Origin of the sequence: Streptomyces sp. NPDC056479 (assembly GCF_042795335.1) — a bacterium.
Lineage (GTDB): Bacteria > Actinomycetota > Actinomycetes > Streptomycetales > Streptomycetaceae > Streptomyces.
The window spans coordinates 152,796-172,610 of the sequence record NZ_JBHTRZ010000006.1 but is presented as its reverse complement, the minus strand read 5'-3'; the positions used below and the strand labels follow the sequence as shown (position 1 = coordinate 172,610).

Below are 19,815 nucleotides of genomic sequence, written 5' to 3'. Positions count from 1 at the left end.
GCCCGAAACGGACCCCTCCGCTGGAGCGTGTCGTCGTGAGCAACGCGCAGTTCGAGACGTACGACCCGACCCCGGCCCAAGGGCCCTGGGCGTACGGCGGCTTCGACCCGTACAGCGCTCAGACGCTGGGGTACGGCGTGCCCAACCCCTATGTGACGCGTACGGACAGTTACGAAAGCGGCTACGAGAGATACGAGCCGCACGAGACCTACGGGGCGTACGAGGACACCTACCGGCCCGCCTATGAGACGAGTGAGGCGGCGTATCCGCCCGTGGTGCGCCCCAGGAGCGGACGGCGTGCCGCGCACCGGCGCAAGGCGCGGGCGGCCGAGCGGGGCGACGGGACGATGCGCCGGCTCGTACCGCAGGCGCTGGTGGTCGCCTTCCTCGCGGGCGGCACGAGCGCGTTCGTCGCCAAGGACAAGGCGATCGAGCTGAGCGTCGACGGCAAGCCGCGCAGTCTGCACACCTTCGCGGACGACGTCACCGAACTGCTCACCGAGGAGGGCGTCGAGGTGGGGGCGCACGACGTGGTCGCGCCCGCGCCGGACGCGGGGCTCGCCGACGGTGACGAGATCGCCGTGCGTTACGGGCGCCCCGTGCGGCTGACGATCGACGGTCAGCGGCGCGAGGTGTGGACGACGGCGCACACGGTGGAGGCGGCGCTCACACAGCTCGGGGTGCGTGCGGAGGGCGCGTATCTGTCGACCTCGCGCTCCCGGCGCATCGGACGGGAGGGGCTCGCGCTGGATGTGCGGACCGAGCGGGCGGTGACGGTCATGGCGGACGGGCGGGCACGCACCATCCGGACGAATGCCGCGACGGTGGGCGAGGTCGTGGAACAGGCCGGGATCACCCTGCGAGGCCAGGACACCACCTCCGTCTCCCTGGACAGCTTCCCGCGCGACGGGCAGACGGTCACCGTCCTGAGGATCACCGGCCGCAAGGAGATCCGCGACGAGGCGCTGCCGTTCGCCGTGGAGCGGATCGAGGATCCCTCGGTCTTCAAGGGCACGGAGGTCGTCGAGCGGGCCGGGCAGGCGGGGCTGCGACGGCTCACGTACTCGCTGCGCACCGTCAACGGCGTCCGGCAGAAGCCGCGGCGGCTCAGGACCGAGGTGGTGCGTGAACCGCAGACACAGGTGGTGAAGGTGGGCACGAAGCCCCTGCCGAGGTCCGTCAGCGGCGCCGGTGAGCTGGACTGGGACGGCCTCGCGGCCTGCGAGTCCGGTGGCCAGGCCGACGCGGTGGACTCGTCGGGGACGTACGGCGGGCTGTACCAGTTCGACACCCAGACCTGGCGGAACCTCGGAGGCGAGGGCCGCCCTCAGGACGCGCCGGCGGCGGAACAGACGATGCGTGCGAAGAAGCTGTATGTGCGGCAGGGGGCGAGTCCCTGGCCGCACTGCGGGGGGCGGTTGCACAGGTGAGACCCCGCTCACGGGTCACGTGCGGACGATCGCGCCCGGCGGCGCCCGTACCCTTGTCGGGTGAGCAGCCCCACCCCCGACGCCCTGCTGGGCCCCGCCGACGTCCGTGAACTCGCGGCGGCCCTCGGTGTGCGTCCCACCAAACAGCGCGGCCAGAACTTCGTGATCGACGCGAACACGGTCCGCCGTATCGTCCGCACCGCGGAGGTCCGCCCCGACGACGTGGTCGTCGAGGTCGGCCCGGGGCTCGGCTCCCTCACGCTCGCCCTGCTGGAGGTGGCCGACCGCGTCACCGCCGTCGAGATCGACGACGTACTGGCCGCCGCGCTCCCCACCACCATCGCGGCCCGCATGCCGGAGCGCGCCGACCGTTTCGCGCTGGTGCACTCCGACGCGATGCACGTCGCCGAGCTGCCGGGCCCGCCGCCCACCGCGCTGGTCGCCAACCTCCCCTACAACGTGGCCGTCCCGGTCCTCCTCCACATGCTCGCCACCTTCCCGAGCATCGAACGCACCCTCGTGATGGTGCAGTCGGAGGTCGCCGACCGGCTGGCCGCCGCGCCCGGCTCCAAGGTGTACGGCGTGCCGTCGGTGAAGGCCAACTGGTACGCCGAGGTCAAGCGGGCCGGCGCCATCGGGCGCACCGTCTTCTGGCCCGCCCCGAATGTCGACAGCGGTCTGGTGGCCCTGACCCGGCGTACCGATCCGGTCAAGACCACCGCCTCCAAGCGCGAGGTCTTCGCCGTCATCGACGCCGCCTTCGCCCAGCGCCGCAAGACGCTGCGTGCCGCGCTCGCCGGCTGGGCCGGTTCGGCGGCGGCGGCCGAGGCGGCCCTCGTGGCGGCCGGGGTCTCGCCGCAGGCGCGCGGAGAGGCGCTCACCGTCGAGGAGTTCGCGGCCATCGCCGAGCACAAGGAAGCCGGAGCCGGGCCGACGCGGTCCGCCGCCCAGCACAAGGAGTCCGAGTAAGTGAGCGCGAGCGTCACCGTACGGGTCCCGGCCAAGGTCAACGTCCAGCTCGCGGTCGGCGCCGCCCGCCCGGACGGGTTCCACGACCTGGCCAACGTCTTCCTCGCCGTCGGCCTCCACGACGAGGTCACGGTGACCCCCTCGCCCGACGGACTGCGCGTCACCTGTGACGGCACCGACGCCGACCAGGTCCCCCTGGACCGTACGAACCTCGCCGCCCGCGCGGCCGAGGCGCTCGCCGCGCGGTACGGCCGTACCCCCGACGTGCACCTGCACATCGCCAAGGACATCCCGGTGGCCGGCGGTATGGCGGGCGGCAGCGCGGACGGCGCGGGTGCGCTGCTCGCGTGCGACGCGTTGTGGGGCACCCGGGCCTCTCGCGAGGAACTCCTCGACATCTGTGCCGAGTTGGGCAGCGACGTGCCGTTCAGCCTGGTCGGCGGCGCGGCCCTGGGCACCGGGCGGGGCGAGAAGCTCCGCGTGCTCGACGTCGGCGGCACCTTCCACTGGGTGTTCGCGATGGCCGGCCGGGGGCTGTCGACGCCGGCCGTCTTCCGGGAGTTCGACCGGCTCGGCGAGGGCAACGACATCCCCGAGCCCGTCGCCTCGCAGCCGCTGCTCGACGCCCTCGCGAAGGGCGACGCCGACGCGCTCGCCGCGGCCGTCTCCAACGACCTGCAGCCCGCGGCCCTCTCCCTCTTCCCGGAGCTCGCCGACACCCTCGCCGCCGGCCTCGCCGCGGGCGCCCTCACGGCGCTGGTCTCCGGCTCGGGCCCGACCACGGCCTTCCTCGCCCGCGACCCAGAGTCGGCCGAGAAGGTCGCCGAGTCCCTGCGGGCGTCCGGCAGTTGCCGCGCGGTGCGCACCGCGTCCGGTCCCGTTCCCGGTGCGACGGTCGTGCGGATCACCGGAGCGTGACGCCGTACTCACAAGTACGCGTTCTTCGCTCGATCTCCACACGGATGTACTGCGATCGCGGTACACCCGGGACGAGTGCGGCGGTTAGGGTCGGTTGACGTTTCAAGCGTCGGGTCATGGCGTCGGCCATGGGTCTGCCCGCGCGTCGTCACCTGCACCCTGCACTTCTGGAAGGGGACACCTCCGTGTCCGAATCCCCCACCCCCGCCCAGTCGTCCCATCGTAGAAAGCGCTCCCTGTCCCGTCGCGGCATGATCGCCGCCGGTGGTGCGGTGGCCGCCGGAGCCGCGGTCACGCCGATGGTGTTCGCGTCCACCGACTCAGGCGAGACGGACAACTCCGCCGCCGGCTCCGGCGATTCCGGTACGACGCCGGAGAAGTTCCCCGCCACCCGCACCGAGGCCGCCACCGGCACCGGCGAGGCCACCACCGCCTTCGCCGCCTCCTACGTCGGGGTGCGCTGGTCCGGCGCGAAGGAGGGCGCCGCCATCCGGCTCGCGGACGGCAACTGGCAGAACCTGACGAGCGGTTGCGCCACCGTCGAGGGCGGCGGCACGGCCCTGGTAGCCGCCGCCGACGCCACCGCGTACCAGGTGAAGGCCCCGGGCGGCATCGACGGCGTACGGTCGCTCGCGATCGACACCACCGACGGCCCCGGCCGCACCTTCCAGGTGCCGAGCGAGCCCACGCGCGTGCGGGGCGTCCGCTACCTCTCGCGCCCGGCCTGGGGCGCCGACGAGTCCAAGCGGTACAAGGACGGCAAGGTCAACTCGCCGGAGACGTACTACCCGCTGCAGATCATCACGGTCCACCACACCGCGACGCCGAACGACGATCCCGACCCGGCCGCGACGGTGCGCGCGATCTACGAGTTCCACGCGATCACCAACGACTGGAGCGACATCGGCTACCACTTCCTCATCGACGAGGCGGGCAACGTCTACGAGGGCCGCTACTCCGGCGACGACGGCATCCCGGCCTTCGACCCGGACGGCGACCTCGTCACCGGCTTCCACTCCGTGGGCTACAACTCCGGCGCCCTCGGCATCGCCCTGATCGGCAACCTCGACCACCAGGCCCCCACGGACGCGGCCAAGGCGTCCCTGATCCGGCTGATCAAGGTGATATCCCGGTTCAAGGGTCTCGACCCCGAGGCGCGGGTGACGTACACCAACCCCGTCAACGGCACGAAGAAGGACACGAACACCGTCGGCGGGCACCGCGACTACTTCGACACCGAGTGCCCCGGCCAGATCATGTACGACCTCCTGGGCGAGGTCCGCGCGGCGGCGGCCCGCCGCTGACGCCGACCACGGCGATGCGCCCCGGGGACGATGGGGGATCCCCGGGGCGCACACGTGTCAGGGACCGGGCGCGGGTGCGGGGCCGTCGGCGGGCGCGACTACCCTGGAGGGTCGATCGTCCCCCTGGGCAGGAGAGAAATGGCCGTCAATCTGGTCAATGTCGAGAACGTCAGCAAGGTGTACGGCACCCGTGCCCTGCTCGACGGCGTCTCACTCGGCGTCTCCGAGGGGGACCGCATCGGCGTCGTGGGCCGCAACGGCGACGGCAAGACGACCATGATCCGGATGCTGGCCAAGCTGGAGGAGCCCGACACCGGCCGGGTCACGCACTCCGGCGGACTGCGGCTCGGCGTGCTCACCCAGCACGACTCCCTCGACCCCGAGGCGACCGTCCGGCACGAGGTCATCCGGGACCTGGCCGACCACGAGTGGGCCGGGAACGCCAAGATCAGGGACGTACTGACCGGCCTCTTCGGCGGTCTCGACCTGCCCGGCTTCCCGCAGGGGCTCGACACCGTCATCGGCCCGCTCTCCGGCGGCGAGCGGCGCAGGATCGCGCTCGCCAAGCTGCTCATCGAGGAGCAGGACCTGATCGTCCTCGACGAGCCCACCAACCACCTCGACGTCGAAGGCATCTCCTGGCTCGCCCAGCACCTGCGGGAGCGGCGCTCGGCGCTCGTGTGCGTCACCCACGACCGCTGGTTCCTGGACCAGGTCTGCACCCGCATGTGGGACGTGCAGAGAGGCGACGTCTTCGAGTACGAGGGCGGCTACTCCGACTACGTCTTCGCGCGCGCCGAGCGCGAGCGCATCGCCGCGACCGAGGAGGTCAAGCGGCAGAACCTGGTCCGCAAGGAGCTGGCCTGGCTGCGCCGCGGCGCGCCCGCGCGCACCTCCAAGCCGCGCTTCCGGGTCGAGGCCGCCAACGAGCTGATCGCGGACGTGCCGCCGCCCCGGGACAGCAGCGAGCTGATGAAGTTCGCCTCGACCCGGCTCGGGAAGACGGTCTTCGACCTGGAGGACGTCACCGTCCAGGCCGGTCCCAAGGTGCTCCTCAAGCATGTGACCTGGCAGCTCGGACCCGGCGACCGGATCGGCCTCGTCGGTGTCAACGGCGCGGGCAAGACCTCCCTCCTGCGGGCGATGGCCGAGGCCGCGCGGACCGAGGGCGAGGCACAGCCGGCCGCCGGGCGGATCGCGGTCGGGAAAACCGTCAAACTGGCCTACCTCTCCCAGGAAGTCGGCGAACTCGATCCCGACCTGCGTGTGCTGGAGGCCGTTCAGCAGGTACGGGAACGCGTCGACCTGGGCAAGGGACGCGAGATGACCGCCGGCCAGCTGTGCGAGACGTTCGGCTTCAGCAAGGAGAAGCAGTGGACGCCGGTCGGTGACCTGTCGGGTGGTGAGCGCCGCCGCCTGCAGCTGCTGCGGCTGCTGATGGACGAGCCCAACGTCCTCTTCCTCGACGAGCCCACCAACGACCTCGACATCGAGACGCTCACCCAACTGGAGGACGTCCTCGACGGCTGGCCCGGCTCGATGATCGTCATCTCCCACGACCGGTTCTTCGTCGAGCGCACCACGGACCGGGTGTTCGCCCTGCTCGGCGACGCCACCCTGCGGATGCTGCCGCGCGGCATCGACGAGTACCTGGAGCGCCGCCACCGCATGGAGGCGCAGGTCGCCGCCGCGGCCGCCGCTCCCGCCGCCGAGAAGGCCGTACCGGAGAAGAGCGCGGCCGATGCGCGCGCCGCCAAGAAGGAGTTGCAGAAGATCGAGCGGCAGCTCGACAAGCTCTCCGAGCGGGAGACGAAACTGCACGCGCAGATCGCCGAGCACGCCACCGACTTCGCGAAGGTCGCCGAACTCGACGCGGAACTGAGGGACCTGGCAGGTCAGCGCGACGAACTCGAGCTGCGCTGGCTGGAACTCGCCGACGACGCGTAAGCGCTCCGCCGACAGGGGCGCGACTGCGAAGTGCCGCTCTGTGAAGGGGGCGTGAAGGCGCATAACGGCGGTATCACGGGCCGGTCCTCCGTTGGGAACAGGGGTGGATGCGGCCCGGTGCGCTGTCGGTGGCGGGTGATAGAAAGGTCCGCCTGAGAACAGTCTGAGAAAAGCCGGTGTGGCGGAAACGCGACGGCACAGAACGTGGCACCACACCGGTCTCAAGGGGGAACCGCTCATGAGCCAGCCGCCCAACCAGCCGCCGCAGGGCGGTTTCGGCGCACCGCAGGATCCACGGCAGAGCGGTTTCGGCGCGCCGCAGCCGCCGCAGACCCCGCCCCCGCCGCAGGGCGCCCCTCAGACTCCCCCGCCGCCGCAGGGCCCGCCGCAGACTCCCCCGCCGCCGCAGGGCCCGCCGCAGACTCCCCCGCCGCCGCAGGGCCCGCCGCAGACGCCGCCGCCCCCGCAGGGCCCGCCGCCCGGCGCCCCGCAGCCCGGGTACGGCTACCCGCAGCAGCCGCCGGCCCAGCCGGGCCCGTACGCCTCAGGGCCGTACGCCCAGCCCCAGCAGCAGCCGGGGCCGTACGGCCATCCGCAGCAGCCCGGCCCCTACGGCCAGCAGCCCGCCCCGGGTTACGGCTACCCGCCCCAGCCGCAGTACCCGGGCGCCCCCGGCACCCCGCCCGGAGGCTCGCGCAACCCCTTCAAGGGCAAGCCCGCCCTGGCCATCGGTGCCGCGGTCGCGGCGCTGCTCGTCATCGGCGGCACCGTGTACGCGGTGACCAGCCGCGGCGACGACAAGGACGACAAGCCGGTCGCGCAGCAGAGCGACAACCCGAAGGGCTCCGAGTCCCCGTCCGACTCCGGCGGCGGCAGCGAGGGCGGCGACGACCCGGAGAACCTCAACGCGGGCCGCCAGGCGGGCGAGTCGAAGGTGCTCTGGTACCAGTCGGCGCCCGACGCGCCCAAGTCCGGCGCCGACGCCCCCGGCATGTGGATCACCGACAAGACCGCGGTGAAGGCGGCGTACAAGCAGCTCTCCGCCTACAACGTCGGTGACGGCAAGGCGACTTGGGACCCGATCGCCTTCCCGGAGAAGATCTGCGCGGTCACCCCGCAGAAGTCGGACAGCGAAAAGATCGTCGTCGCGTACATGAGCGGCGCCGGCGACCGCGCCAAGTGCAACCAGCTCCAGCAGGTCGACCTCAACACCGGCGAGAAGGGCTGGAAGGGCTCGGTCGCCAACGGCGAGCTGTTCGACAGCACACTCGACGTCGAACTCTCCATCACCGGCAAGACGCTGCTGGTCGGCCGCTCGCAGTCCGGCACGGCCTACGACATCGACAGCGGCGAGAAGCTCTGGGACAAGAAGCGGTTCGGCGACAAGTGCTTCCCCGACGCGTTCGCCGGCGGTGACAAGCTGATCGCCGTCGCCTCCTGCGACGCCTCCGGCAGCAACGAACACGACGCCGTGCAGGAGCTGGACCCGGCGACCGGCAAGGTGAAGTGGACCCTCGACTTCGACAAGGGCTGGCGCGTCGCGCGCGTCTTCTCCCTCGACCCGCTGGTCATCTACAGCACCAACGAGGACAAGAAGGCCGGCAACATCTCGGCGTTCACGGCCGGCGGCAAGACCCGCTCGCAGGTCGGCTTCAACATCGACATCGGCGCCGAGTGCGGCTGGGCCATCCTCCAGCGCGACCTCCAGGGCTGCAGCGGTGTGGTGGCCGACGCCGACACGCTGTACATGCCGACCAAGGCGACCGCCAGCGCCAATGAGATCGTCGCGATCGACCTCGCCAACGGCAAGGAGAAGTGGCGCGTGAAGTCCCCGGCGGACGAGACGATGCTGCCGATCAAGGTCGAGGACGGCAAGCTCATCGCGTACGTCCAGCCGTCGTACGACGCGGGCGGCCAGATCGTGTCGATCCCGATCAGCGGGAGCAACCACGAGCCGACGAAGGTGCTCCAGAACCCGGCGAGCGTCGCGGACATCGAGAACGGCTTCTTCTCCAAGGCCTACGACTGGGCCGACGGGCGCTTCTACCTCTCCAGCACCCGGCTGAGCGGCCAGGACGAAGCCAAGGAGAAGCTGATCCTCGCCTTCGGCAAGTGAGGCGAGTACCGGCCACGGCCCGCCCCGTAGTCGTCCCCGATCTGTCCGCCGCGCCCGCCGTCCCCCTCCCCTGAGGTACCCACGCCATGACCCAGCCGCCGCCTCCGCCGCCCAACCAGCCCCCGCAGGGCGGGTTCGGCCCGCCGCAGGACCAGCCGCCCCAGCAGCACGGGAGCGGCGGCTTCGGCACACCGCAGCAGCCGCCCGCGCAGCCTCCCCAGGGCCCGCCCACGCCGCCGTCGCAGCCCGGGTACGGCTACCCCCAGGCACCGCAGGCGCCCCAGGGAGCTCCCCAGGCCACACCGCCCGGATACGGCTATCCCACCCAGCAGCCCGCTCCGTACGGACAGCCGCAGAACCCCTACGGCCAGCCCCAGAACCCGTACACCCAGCCGCCCGGCTACGGCTACCCGCAGCAGACCGTGCCGATGCACCCGCAGCCCGGACAGGCCGCCGGCGGCGGGGGCAGGTCCAGCTCGCAGCTGGCCGTCATCGTGGCGGCCGCGGTGGTGGTGATCGCCCTGATCATCGGCGGCGGCGTGTGGTACGCGCAGTTGGGTGACGAGGGCGGCAAGGACGACACCGCGGGCTCCAGCGGGGGCACCGGAGGCGGGGGCGACGACCAGGGCGACGGCGGCTTCGACGCGCCCGACGGCACGGAGAAGGCGCCGGGCAACCCTTCCTCCCAGGTCCTCTTCCAGGTCCCGTCGCCCGATGTCGACGACGACACCAGCATCGTCGTGTCCGGCTCGTGGCTGACCGGCAAGGCGTACGTCAAGAGCGGCGTCGCGGAGATCGTCGGCTACGACCCCGACAAGGGCACCAAGCTGTGGTCGGTCAAGCTGCCCGGCCCGGTCTGCCAGGCCGCCAGGCACATCAGCGAGGACGGTGTGACGGCCGTCGCGTTCGAGCCCGCGATGCCGACCAAGGACAAGCCCTCGCACGGCTGCACCCAGGTCGCGGCGATCGACCTCGACGCCGGCAAGAAGCTCTGGACGAAGTCCGCCCAGAACGAGGACGGGCAGATCCGCTACGACAACATCACCCTCAGCGGGGGCACGGTCGCCGCCGGAGGCACCAGCGGCGGCGCCGCGTGGGACCTCGCGTCGGGCAAGCCGCTGTGGATCCCGAAGGCCAACGACAGCTGCTACGACCTCGGTTACGCCGGCGGTCCGAAGATGGTCGCGGTCCGCAAGTGCGGCAGCTACGACCAGCCCCAGCTGCACATCCAGACCATCGACCCGAAGACCGGGAAGGTGATCTCCGAGTACAAGATGGCCGAGGGCGTCGAGTACGCGAGCGTGATCTCCACCGATCCGCTCGTCGTGGCCGCCGAGGCCGGCCAGTCCGAGGACGCCATCGGCATCACGGACGCCTTCTCCATCGACAACAAGACCGGCAAGCTGCGCATCCGGATCTCCGTGCCGGGCGATCAGTACGCGGCCCGCTGCTCCGGCGTCACCACGATCGAGGCGTGCACGGGCGTCGTGGTCGGCAACGACCGGCTGTATGTGGAGACCGAACAGCACGACGGCGGCGGCGAGTACGGCCAGACCAACGAGATCGTCGCGTTCGACCTGGCCACCGGCAAGCAGACCGGCCAGCGCGCGGACGCGGGCGACCGGTACACGATCACGCCGCTGCGCATGGACGGCGGCAATGTGATCGCGTACAAGCGTCCGCCGTACGACAAGGGCGGGCAGATCGTCAGCATCGACGGCGGGAGCTTCAAGGAGACGAAGCTGCTGGAGAACCCGGCCACGAGGGCGGTGCGGGACGTGGAGATGCGGATGTCGCCGGAGTACTCCGAGATCCTCTACGCACAGGGGCATCTGTACATGTCCGCCAAGTTCGCGAGCGAGCTGGGCAGTTCGGACACGAGGAAGTCGCATGTGATCGCGTTCGGTGCGAGTGGCTGACGAAGACGAGCGCGATCGGTCGTGAATCACGGCTCCGTCCCTGCTCGGGACGGGGCCGTTCGCGTACCGTCTCATCGGCGTCGAATGCGGGGAAAGCCAGAAAATCCGTCGTTCCGGGGCACTTCTCGCCGGTAGGGGGAGCGCAACGTCGAACAAGCGTGTAGCTTCCGGGGGCATGAAGGGCGGGGGAGCCGGGAGGGGGCTTCTGTCCGCGCGGACCAGTGGGCATCCATAGTGGGGCATCCGGGCCTAAGCGGTCGGTCCTGGGTATTGATGGAGATCCATTGGGGGGACTGGGGGGTTGCTCGATGGGAGTGCGGCTCATGGTGGTCGACGACCACCGATTGCTCGCCGAGGCGCTGGCCTCGGCACTGAAGCTCAGGGGGCACCGGGTGCTGGCCGCGGCGGCGCCCACCGCGGGGGCGGCGGAGCTGGTGATCACGCGGGCGCCCGAGGTGTGCCTGCTGGGGACGGCGACGCCCGCGGAGCCGGGGATGTTCGACCCGGTGGCGAAGATCAAGCGGGAACGCCCGCAGGTGGCGGTGCTGGTGCTCGGCCCGGTGCCGAGCCCGCGCGGCATAGCGGCGGCGTTCGCGGCCGGGGCCTCCGGCTATGTCCGGCACGACGAACGCATAGAGGGTGTCGAGCGCGCGATCATGAAGGCGCGGGCGGGCGAGGCGGCGGTGGCACCGCAACTGCTCCAGGGGGCGTTCAGCGAGTTGCTCAACCCCGCGGCCCAACCGGACGACGAGGGCCAGCGCCTGCTCCAGATGCTCACACCCCGCGAGGTCGAGGTCCTGGTCCGGGTGGCCGACGGCGAGGACACCCGCCTGATCGCGGCCGGCATGGGCATCGCCCCGTCCACGGCACGCACCCATGTCCAACGGGTACTGATGAAACTGGGCGTCGGTTCACGGCTGGAGGCGGCGGCGCTGGCGGCCCGTACGGGGTTGCTGGACCGGGCGGGACCGGTGCCGCAGGTGCCGCAGATGCCGGAGGTGGAGACGGACGGGTAGGGGCGGTGGGGCCGCAAAAGTGAGGGCGAGGAAAGTGGGGGCGAGCAAAGGGGGGCGAGGAAAGCCCGGCCCGCCCCCACCCGGCGTCAGCCCCTCGGCTCCTCTCCCGGCTCATCCCCCGGCTCCACGACCGGCGGTGGCGGAGCCGTAGGGCGCAACTTCAGCCAGGCCAGGAAGAACAGGCCGAGAAGCAGCATCCCCAACCCGGTCCAGAGGTTGATGTTGACACCCTCGGCCTTGTCGATCGTGGCGTCGTCGTCCGTGAGCCCGACGATCGTGACGATGACGCCGTAGAGCACGAACAGCCCGCCGATGATGCGCCGGATGTCGAAGAGCCGGGCCGCCGTCGTGGACTTCTCCTGGAGTGCGGTGACCTCGCGCTGGACGTCCTTGTCGGAGTACCCGGACCCGGAGTGTTCGGAGTGGTGGTCGGTCATGGTCTGTCAGTCCTTCGTCGTCAGAGCGAGAACGAGAACGGGATGTAGCAGGCGGCGGCCAGCACCACCGCACCCCACCCCAGCAACGCCGGCTTGCGGTACCACGCGTCGTCCCCCTCGGCGGGCGGCTCGGCCATGCCGGGGGTGGGGGTCCCCCCGGACGCAGTCTGGGGGAGGGTGCCGTAGACCAGGCCCTGGAGTTCCTCGGCCGGCTTGGGGGCCGTGAAGAGGGAGACGGCCACCATGACGACCGCACCGGCCACGAAGCCCGCGATCGCGGAGACGAAGTTCGCGCCCTGGTCGGAGGGGATGGAGATGATGTCCTGCTTGTAGAGGACGAAGTAGTTGATCATCGCCGCCGTGGTGCCGGCCAGCAGGCCCCAGAACCCCGACTTCATCGATGCCCGCTTCCAGAACATGCCGACGATGAAGACCACGAACATCGGCACGTTGAAGAAGGAGAACAGGGTCTGGAGGTAGCTCATGATGTTCGAGAACGACGACGCCAGGAACGCCGTGCCGATCGACGCGAGCACGCCGACCGCCGTGATCAGCCGGCCGAAGTGGACGTAGTAGGAGTCCTCGCGGTCCGTGACCACGTACTTCGCCCAGATGTCCGTGGTGAACACCGTGTTGAAGGACGACACGTTCGCCGCCATGCCCGCCATGAAGGCGGCCAGCAGACCGGTCACCGCGATGCCCAGCACGCCGTTGGGCAGCAGGCCCTGCATCAGATACGGGATGGCGTCGTTGTACTGGTAGCCCGACTCCTCCGTGCCGAAGCCGGGGACCAGGGCCGCGGCGGCCAGGCCCGGGATCATCACGAGGAACACGATGAAGATCTTCGGGAACGCCGCGATCAGCGGGGTGCGCTGGGCCGCCGAGAGGTTCTTCGCGGACAGCGCCCGCTGGACCTCCGCGAAGTTCGTCGTCCAGTAGCCGAAGGACAGCACGAAGCCGAGGCCGAGGACGATGGTCAGCCAGTTCGCGCCCAGCGGGTTCGCGTCGCCGATGCCGGTGCCGCCCCAGGCGGTGACGAAGTCGTCGCCGTGGGACTGGGTCAGCTTGTCCGTCAGGCCGTCCCAGCCGCCCACCTTCTTCAGCGACAGCACGGTGATCGGGATCAGCGCGGCCAGGATCACGAAGAACTGCAGGACCTCGTTGTAGATCGCCGACGACAGGCCGCCGAGGGTGATGTAGGCGAGGACGAAGAAGCCCGCGACGACGATCGCCACCCATTGCGGCCAGCCCAGCAGCGCCTCGACCACGATGGCCAGGGCGTACAGGTTCACACCGGCGATCAGGATCGCGGCGAAGGCGAACAGCACCGAACTGAGCAGGTGGGCCCACTTGTCGAAGCGGAGCAGGAGGAACTCCGGGACCGAGCGGACCTTGCTGCCGTAGTAGAAGGGCATCATCACCAGGCCCAGGAAGACCATGGCCGGGATGGCGCCGATCCAGTACCAGTGGACCGTGTAGGCGCCGTACTGCGCGCTGTTGGCGGCCATGCCGAGGATCTCGGTGGCGGCCAGGTTGGCGGAGATGAAGGCCAGGCCGGTGACCCAGGCGGGCAGCGAGCGGCCGGACAGAAAGAAGTCGAGGCTGGTCTTGACCGAGCGGCGGGCGGCGAATCCGATGCCCAGCACGACGACGAAGTAGATACCCAGGAGCGTGTAGTCGAGCCAGTTCGTGGGGAGCCGTAGCTCCGCAGCGAGGTGTGTGGGGGATGCGGTGGCGGAAATTGTGGGGGTTTGCATATGTACTCGCTTCGTTGCGCGAACCGATACAGAGCGGAACCTACGCCCCCGCGTTCAGTAATTGAACACGTCCGGTGATGCTCTTTGTTTGATTGTGATGTTGACCGAGGGTGGTGAGTTGTGTTTTTCTGTGTTTAGTTCTGTTCGATGGGAGTCTGGCGTGAAGAAGACCTCGACCCGACTGGCCGACGGTCGTGAGCTCATCTACTACGACCTGCGCGATGACACCGTGCGGGACGCGGTCGACCGCCGTCCCCTGGACCGGACCGTCACGTCCTCCGAGGTCCGACAGGACGTGCTGCTCGGGGATGCCGTCGCCGTCGCCTCGCACCGCCAGGGGCGGACGTATCACCCGCCGGCCGACCAGTGCCCGTTGTGCCCGTCGGAGGGTGAGCGGCTGAGCGAGGTCCCCGACTCGTCTTACGACGTCGTGGTGTTCGAGAACCGCTTCCCGTCGCTCGCCGGGGACTCCGGGCGCTGCGAGGTCGTCTGCTTCACCTCCGATCACAGCGCCTCCTTCGCCGACCTGACCGAGGAGCAGGCGCGGCTCGTGCTCGACGCGTGGACCGACCGGACCTCCGAACTGTCGTCGCTGCCCGCAGTCGAGCAGGTGTTCTGCTTCGAGAACCGCGGCGCCGAGATCGGTGTGACGCTCCAGCACCCGCACGGGCAGATCTACGCCTATCCCTTCACCACCCCCCGCACCGCCCTGATGCTGCGCTCCCTCGCCGCCCACAAGGAGGCCACCGGCGGGGAGAACCTGTTCGACTCGGTCCTGGAGCGTGAACTCGCCGGTGAGCGGGTCGTCCTGGAGGGTGAACACTGGGCGGCCTTCGTGCCGTACGCCGCACACTGGCCGTACGAGGTCCACCTGTACCCCAAGCGCCGGGTGCCCGATCTGCTGGCGCTAGACGAGGACGCCCGCTCAGAGTTCCCCCAGGTTTATCTGGAACTCTTGAGGCGCTTCGACCGGATCTTCGGGGAAGGTGAGCCGCCGACGCCGTACATCGCCGCCTGGCACCAGGCGCCGTTCGGCACGCTGGCCGAGTTCGACGGTGTGAACAGGGGTGATTTCGCCCTTCACCTCGAGCTTTTCACCATCCGCCGCACTTCCGGCAAGCTGAAGTTCCTCGCGGGTTCCGAGTCCGGCATGAGCGTGTTCATCAACGACGTGCCGCCGGAGCGCGCGGCTCAGCGACTGCGAGAGGTAGCGAGTACATGAGTGGGAAGTTTCTGGTCACCGGTGGGGCGGGCTACGTGGGCAGCGTGGTCGCGCAGCACCTGATCGAGGCGGGCGAGGAGGTCGTCGTACTCGACAACCTCTCCACCGGTTTCCGTGAGGGTGTGCCGTCCGGGGCGTCGTTCGTCGAGGGCGACATCCGTGACGCCGCCAAGTGGCTGGACTCCTCCTTCGACGCGGTGCTGCACTTCGCCGCGTTCTCGCAGGTCGGCGAGTCGGTCGTGAAGCCCGAGAAGTACTGGGACAACAACGTCGGCGGCACCATGGCGCTGCTCGGCGCCATGCGCGAGGCGGGCGTGCGCAAGCTCGTCTTCTCCTCCACGGCCGCCACCTACGGCGAGCCGGAGGAGGTGCCGATCGTCGAGTCGGCGCCGACGCGGCCCACGAACCCGTACGGCGCCTCGAAGCTCGCCGTCGACCACATGATCACCGGCGAGGCGGCGGCCCACGGTCTCGGTGCCGTGTCCCTGCGCTACTTCAACGTCGCGGGCGCCTACGGCGAGTACGGCGAGCGCCACGACCCCGAGTCGCACCTCATCCCGCTCGTCCTCCAGGTCGCCCAGGGCAGGCGCGACGCGATCTCCGTCTTCGGCGACGACTACCCGACGCCGGACGGCACCTGCGTACGCGACTACATCCACGTCGCCGACCTGGCCGACGCCCACCTGCTGGCGCTGAAGGCCGCCACCTCGGGCGAGCACCTCATCTGCAACCTCGGCAACGGCGAAGGCTTCTCCGTCCGCCAGGTCATCGAGACCGTCCGCCAGGTCACCGGGCATCCGATCCCCGAGGTCGTGGCCCCGCGCCGGGGCGGCGACCCCGCGGTCCTGGTCGCCTCCGCCGGCACCGCCCGTGAGCGGCTGGGCTGGAACCCGTCCCGCGCGGACCTCGCGGGGATCGTCGCGGACGCGTGGGAGTTCGCGCAGCAGCGCGGCAAGTAGAACGTACTGGAGGGTCAGGGGATGAGCGTCGAGAGGGCAGCCGCGGTCGCCGAGCGGTTCAGGGAGCTGTACGGGGCCGAGCCGGAGGGAGTGTGGGCCGCGCCGGGCCGGGTCAACCTGATCGGCGAGCACACCGACTACAACGACGGCTTCGTCATGCCGTTCGCGCTGCCGCACACCGCGGTCGCCGCGGTCTCGCGGCGTGACGACGGCGTCCTGCGGCTGCACTCGGCGGACATCGACGGCGAGGCGGGCGGCGTCGTGGAACTGCGCGTCGACGACCTCGCGCCCGAGACGGACCGGAACTGGACGGCGTACCCGTCGGGCGTGGTCTGGGCCCTGCGGCAGGCCGGCCACCAGGTGACCGGTGCCGACATCCACCTGGCCTCGACGGTCCCGGCGGGCGCGGGCCTGTCGTCGTCGGCGGCCCTGGAGGTCGTCGTGGCGCTCGCGCTGAACGACCTCTACGAGCTCGGCCAGAAGGGCTGGCAGCTGGCCCGTCTGTGCCAGCGCGCGGAGAACGTCTACGTCGGCGCCCCGGTCGGGATCATGGACCAGACGGCGTCCGCCTGCTGCGAGGCCGGCCACGCGCTGTTCCTCGACACCCGGGACCTCTCACAGCAGCAGATCCCCTTCGACCTGGCGGCCGAGGGGATGCGTCTGCTGGTCGTCGACACCCAGGTCAAGCACTCGCACAGCGAGGGCGAATACGGCAAGCGGCGCGCGGGCTGCGAGAAGGGCGCCGCGCTGCTGGGCGTGGACGCGCTCAGGGATGTCGCCTACGACGGACTCGAAGCGGCGCTCGAACGGCTGGGCGACGACGAGGAGGTGCGCCGTCTGGTGCGTCATGTCGTCACCGAGGACCAGCGCGTCGAGCGGGTCGTCGCCCTGCTGGAGGCGGGCGAGACCCGGGCGATCGGCCCGGTCCTGACGCAGGGGCACGCCTCGCTGCGGGACGACTTCCGCATCTCCTGCCCGGAGCTGGACCTGGTCGTGGACACCGCTCTCGCGGGCGGCGCCCTGGGTGCCCGTATGACGGGCGGCGGCTTCGGCGGATCGGCGATCGTGCTGGCCGAGGCGGCCGACGTCGAGACCATCACCAAGGCCGTCGAGGAGGCCTTCGGCGCCGCGGGGTTCATCGCACCGCGCGTGTTCGAGGCGGTGCCCGCGGCGGGTGCGCGGCGACTGAGCTGACCCTGGGACGAACAGGGTTGCGGGGCTGGGGGCGGCGCGCCCCCGGCCCCGTTGCCGTTGGCCGTCTCTAGAGGTAGCCCCAGGTCCGGCACATCGGCCGCAGCGCGTCGGCGATCTCGTCCTCCGCCGGCGCCGGACGGTCCGGCTGCACCCGCCCGGAGCGGATCTTGTCGTTCCAGTCGCCGAAGCCGCCGCCCAGCACGGCGCCCTCCAGGCTGCCGCCGTAGTCGAGCATGCCGGACTCGAAGCCGAGGTCCAGGAAGCGGCAGATGCCGCGGAGTGCGGCGGCCGGGTCGGTGGTGAGGTCCTCGTAGCGCAGGATGTGCCCGCCGAGCTCGGTGAACGCCTCCTCCATGGCCTCCATGTACTTCAGCACCCGGCCGGCCGCCTCCGCACGGCTGCGGTCCGGGACGGCCTCGTGCCAGGAACGGGCCACCGCGGCCGGGTGCCGGCGCAGGAAGAGAAAGCGGGCGTCGGGCCAGGTCTCGGCGATGCGCCGCCAAGCGAAGGCGTTGCCCGGCGTCTTCTCCACGACGAACGACTTGCCCGACTTCACCAGTTCCCGGTGCAGCGTGCGGTCCCACAGCAGCGCTTCGAGCTCCTCGTGTCCGAGCCCGAGGGCGCGCATGGACTTCTCGGTGGGACTGTGGGTCTTGAAGTACACCTCCAGACCGGTCAGATGCAGCTCGTGGGAGGCGTGCAGGCGGGAGTGCCCGCCCAGCATCATGCGCAGCAGGGTCGACCCGGACCGCACCGACGTCAGGATGAACACCGGCCGTTTCAGCAGCCGGTCGAGCGCCGGATCCAGCGGCCTCCGCAAGGCCCCGGTCGCCGCCGGCCGCTCCGGACGCGGCCCGCGCGGGGTGGGTATGGCGCCGAGGTTCTCTGAGGTCGAGGGCGTCTGCACCCGGCGTACCTGGTATCCGGTCCTCGCGCCGATCTTCGAGTTCAGCTTCCGCAGCATGCTCATGGGGCGGAGGGTAGGGAAGGTGTCTGAGACGACACTGAGACTCAGCTTGGTCCCAGATGTTTGATCAGTGTGTACTCCGTGATCCCCGGCGGATAGTCCGGAATCACGCAGACCACCTCATACCCATGCCTCTTGTAGAACTCCGGCGCCTGGAAGTCCCATGTCTCCAGACGTGCGGAGGTGCAGCCCCGCTCGGTGCGGGCCATGCCCTCCGCGTGTGCGAGCAGGTGCGAACCGAGCCCGTTGCCGCGGTGGCGTTCGTCGACCCAGAGGTACGTGACATGGAGCCAGCTGGTCCAGGTGTGTCCGACGAGGCCGCCGGCCACGTCGCCGGCGTCGTCCAACACCCAGGCGTGGAGCGGAAGTTCACGTTCACCTGGGGTTCCGCGCAGGGCGCGCAGGATCGGGGAGGCCGCGGTGTTGGTGTCCCGCAGTCGGCGGCGGAGCAGATCCTGCCGTGATTTGTCGACTTCTGTCTCCAGACGAAACATGCGGCTCACCATAAACGCGTCGGCCAACCAGTTCTGCAAATTACCTTCCGCTCCTGCCCCCCGCCCGTACTCTGATGAGCAGCACCGGTGGGGGCCGGTGCTGATCAGGGGGCGAGACAGGTCGGGTACGACGCCCGAAGTGGGGGTAGCAGTTCTTGCACGGCGGCGGCCGTGCGGCCATCCGCGCTTCGGGCGTCGCGCCCGCGACGGTATTCGTCTCCCGGTGTCGTCCTCATGACGATGGGGTATCCCCTGCTCTTCGAGAGCGTGGGGAAGGGGGTTTCGTGGTTCGCATCCGAGTCCTGGTCGTCGACGACCATCGCATCTTCGCCGAGTCTCTCGCCGCCGCCCTGGCGGCCGAGCCCGACGTCGACGTCTCCGCCGCGGGCAGCGGTCCGGCCGCCCTGCGCAGCCTGGAGCGTGCGGTCGCCGAGGGGCGCCGTTTCGACGTCTTGCTCGTCGACGCCGACCTGGGCGGCAGTGTGCCGGGGGTCCGGCCGGCCGTGCCCGTTCAGGAGGTGGGCGAGGACGGGCTGGTGGACGGCATCTCGCTGGTCGCCGGGGTCCGCTCCGCTCAGCCGGCCGTACGGATAGTCGTCCTCGCCGAGAAGGACGATCCGCGCCGGGCCGCGCTCGCCCTGCAGGCCGGGGCGTCCGGATGGGTGGCCAAGGACTGTTCGCTGTCCCGGCTGCTCACCGTCATCCGTGGCGTGCTGCGCGACGAGACGCATCTGCCGCCGGCCCTGCTCACCGGGGTACTGCGAGAGCTGACCGCCGCCCGCAAGCACCGCACCGAGAGCGAGCGGCTGGTGGAGTCCCTCACTCCGCGCGAGCGGGAAGTATTGCGGTGCATGGTGGCGGGGCTGGGGCGCAAGGCCGTCGCCGAGCGCCTGTATCTCTCCCCGCACACCGTCCGCACCCACATGCAGAACGTCCTCGGCAAACTGGGCGTCCACTCGACGCTGGCCGCGGTCGCGCTCGCGAGGCGGGCGGGGGTCGGGCCGGTGGACCTGGGACCAACCGCCCGAATCCTGCCGGAGGAGAGCAGCAGCGCCTGATGGACGCCGCTGAGCAGCAACCCCCTCAGGGGCGCGGGGAACTGCGCGACCAGCCACAACGGCGCCGCAGACAACCAACGACACAACCCGGCACCACCAGCGGAGCGG

At 70.6% G+C, this 19,815-nt stretch carries 16 protein-coding genes; 12 read left to right on the top strand and 4 right to left on the bottom strand.

Annotated elements, in window-relative coordinates; genetic code table 11:
* Positions 1 to 35: 35 nt before the first annotated feature.
* The 8 genes from ACFQ6S_RS24185 (at position 36) to ACFQ6S_RS24150 (ending at position 11,619) form a co-directional block, all read left to right on the top strand.
* On the top strand, positions 36 to 1,430 hold the full coding sequence (locus ACFQ6S_RS24185) for a ubiquitin-like domain-containing protein (protein ID WP_383413379.1): 1,395 nt from the start codon (positions 36 to 38) through the stop codon (positions 1,428 to 1,430).
* Positions 1,431 to 1,490: 60 nt separating this feature from the next.
* Positions 1,491 to 2,399, top strand: a complete 909-nt coding sequence (gene rsmA, locus ACFQ6S_RS24180) for a 16S rRNA (adenine(1518)-N(6)/adenine(1519)-N(6))-dimethyltransferase RsmA (RefSeq protein WP_383413376.1) — start codon at positions 1,491 to 1,493, stop codon at positions 2,397 to 2,399.
* Positions 2,400 to 3,317: a 4-(cytidine 5'-diphospho)-2-C-methyl-D-erythritol kinase gene (locus ACFQ6S_RS24175; protein WP_383413373.1), complete on the top strand. Its 918-nt coding sequence runs from the start codon at positions 2,400 to 2,402 to the stop codon at positions 3,315 to 3,317. It begins immediately after the preceding gene.
* Between the two features lie 185 nt (positions 3,318 to 3,502).
* The gene (locus tag ACFQ6S_RS24170; protein ID WP_383413370.1) at positions 3,503 to 4,621 is read left to right on the top strand and encodes a peptidoglycan recognition family protein; all 1,119 of its coding nucleotides are present in this window, start codon (positions 3,503 to 3,505) and stop codon (positions 4,619 to 4,621) included.
* 138 nt (positions 4,622 to 4,759) lie between these two features.
* A complete protein-coding gene (locus ACFQ6S_RS24165; RefSeq protein ID WP_383413367.1) occupies positions 4,760 to 6,568 on the top strand; it encodes an ABC-F family ATP-binding cassette domain-containing protein in 1,809 nt (602 codons plus the stop codon).
* Positions 6,569 to 6,806: 238 nt separating this feature from the next.
* Positions 6,807 to 8,684: a PQQ-binding-like beta-propeller repeat protein gene (locus tag ACFQ6S_RS24160; protein ID WP_383413364.1), complete on the top strand. Its 1,878-nt coding sequence runs from the start codon at positions 6,807 to 6,809 to the stop codon at positions 8,682 to 8,684.
* An 86-nt stretch (positions 8,685 to 8,770) separates the two neighbouring features.
* Complete coding sequence (locus tag ACFQ6S_RS24155) at positions 8,771 to 10,603, top strand: PQQ-binding-like beta-propeller repeat protein (RefSeq protein WP_383413362.1); 1,833 nt, start codon at positions 8,771 to 8,773, stop codon at positions 10,601 to 10,603.
* 308 nt (positions 10,604 to 10,911) lie between these two features.
* Positions 10,912 to 11,619 carry a LuxR C-terminal-related transcriptional regulator gene (locus tag ACFQ6S_RS24150; RefSeq protein ID WP_383413359.1) on the top strand — a complete coding sequence of 236 codons (708 nt, stop codon included), beginning with the start codon at positions 10,912 to 10,914 and terminating at the stop codon, positions 11,617 to 11,619.
* Between the two features lie 86 nt (positions 11,620 to 11,705).
* Here the strand turns inward: ACFQ6S_RS24150 and ACFQ6S_RS24145 are convergent, their stop codons facing one another.
* Together ACFQ6S_RS24145 and ACFQ6S_RS24140 are read right to left on the bottom strand one after the other, a co-directional pair.
* Positions 11,706 to 12,056, bottom strand: coding sequence for a hypothetical protein (locus ACFQ6S_RS24145; RefSeq protein WP_383413357.1), 351 nt, complete (start codon positions 12,054 to 12,056; stop codon positions 11,706 to 11,708).
* Positions 12,057 to 12,076: 20 nt separating this feature from the next.
* A complete protein-coding gene (locus ACFQ6S_RS24140) occupies positions 12,077 to 13,813 on the bottom strand; it encodes a sodium:solute symporter family protein (protein WP_383413354.1) in 1,737 nt (578 codons plus the stop codon).
* Positions 13,814 to 13,973: 160 nt separating this feature from the next.
* On the opposite strand from ACFQ6S_RS24140, the gene galT reads away from it, so the two are divergent.
* Genes galT through galK form a run of 3 tightly spaced genes read left to right on the top strand, consistent with a single transcriptional unit; the run spans position 13,974 to position 17,188 of the window.
* On the top strand, positions 13,974 to 15,035 hold the full coding sequence (galT, locus tag ACFQ6S_RS24135) for a galactose-1-phosphate uridylyltransferase (protein ID WP_383413351.1): 1,062 nt from the start codon (positions 13,974 to 13,976) through the stop codon (positions 15,033 to 15,035).
* On the top strand, positions 15,032 to 15,994 hold the full coding sequence (gene galE, locus ACFQ6S_RS24130; protein WP_383413348.1) for a UDP-glucose 4-epimerase GalE: 963 nt from the start codon (positions 15,032 to 15,034) through the stop codon (positions 15,992 to 15,994). The genes galT and galE overlap by 4 nt, the downstream gene beginning before the upstream one ends.
* Positions 15,995 to 16,015: 21 nt before the next feature.
* Entirely contained in the window at positions 16,016 to 17,188 is a 1,173-nt protein-coding gene (gene galK / locus ACFQ6S_RS24125; RefSeq protein ID WP_383413345.1) for a galactokinase, read from the top strand.
* Positions 17,189 to 17,255: 67 nt separating this feature from the next.
* Here galK and ACFQ6S_RS24120 read toward each other — a convergent pair whose 3' ends face one another.
* Both ACFQ6S_RS24120 and ACFQ6S_RS24115 read right to left on the bottom strand, forming a co-directional pair.
* Entirely contained in the window at positions 17,256 to 18,158 is a 903-nt protein-coding gene (locus tag ACFQ6S_RS24120; RefSeq protein WP_383413342.1) for a sulfotransferase family protein, read from the bottom strand.
* A gap of 41 nt (positions 18,159 to 18,199) precedes the next feature.
* On the bottom strand, positions 18,200 to 18,661 hold the full coding sequence (locus ACFQ6S_RS24115) for a GNAT family N-acetyltransferase (protein WP_383414522.1): 462 nt from the start codon (positions 18,659 to 18,661) through the stop codon (positions 18,200 to 18,202).
* 272 nt (positions 18,662 to 18,933) lie between these two features.
* Here ACFQ6S_RS24115 and ACFQ6S_RS24110 point away from each other — a divergent pair, with 272 nt between their 5' ends.
* A complete protein-coding gene (locus tag ACFQ6S_RS24110) occupies positions 18,934 to 19,707 on the top strand; it encodes a LuxR C-terminal-related transcriptional regulator (RefSeq protein ID WP_383413339.1) in 774 nt (257 codons plus the stop codon).
* Positions 19,708 to 19,815: the final 108 nt, after the last annotated feature.

Excerpts from the sequence above, each read along its gene's own strand:
- ACFQ6S_RS24120 (WP_383413342.1), bottom strand. The coding sequence starts at position 18,158 with ATGAGCATGCTGCGGAAGCTGAACTCGAAGATCGGCGCGAGGACCGGA.
- galK (WP_383413345.1), top strand. The coding sequence starts at position 16,016 with ATGAGCGTCGAGAGGGCAGCCGCGGTCGCCGAGCGGTTCAGGGAGCTG.
- galE (WP_383413348.1), top strand. The coding sequence starts at position 15,032 with ATGAGTGGGAAGTTTCTGGTCACCGGTGGGGCGGGCTACGTGGGCAGC.
- ACFQ6S_RS24140 (WP_383413354.1), bottom strand. The coding sequence starts at position 13,813 with ATGCAAACCCCCACAATTTCCGCCACCGCATCCCCCACACACCTCGCT.
- ACFQ6S_RS24115 (WP_383414522.1), bottom strand. The coding sequence starts at position 18,661 with ATGGTGAGCCGCATGTTTCGTCTGGAGACAGAAGTCGACAAATCACGG.
- ACFQ6S_RS24160 (WP_383413364.1), top strand. The coding sequence starts at position 6,807 with ATGAGCCAGCCGCCCAACCAGCCGCCGCAGGGCGGTTTCGGCGCACCG.
- ACFQ6S_RS24150 (WP_383413359.1), top strand. The coding sequence starts at position 10,912 with ATGGGAGTGCGGCTCATGGTGGTCGACGACCACCGATTGCTCGCCGAG.
- ACFQ6S_RS24165 (WP_383413367.1), top strand. The coding sequence starts at position 4,760 with ATGGCCGTCAATCTGGTCAATGTCGAGAACGTCAGCAAGGTGTACGGC.
- ACFQ6S_RS24145 (WP_383413357.1), bottom strand. The coding sequence starts at position 12,056 with ATGACCGACCACCACTCCGAACACTCCGGGTCCGGGTACTCCGACAAG.
- ACFQ6S_RS24155 (WP_383413362.1), top strand. The coding sequence starts at position 8,771 with ATGACCCAGCCGCCGCCTCCGCCGCCCAACCAGCCCCCGCAGGGCGGG.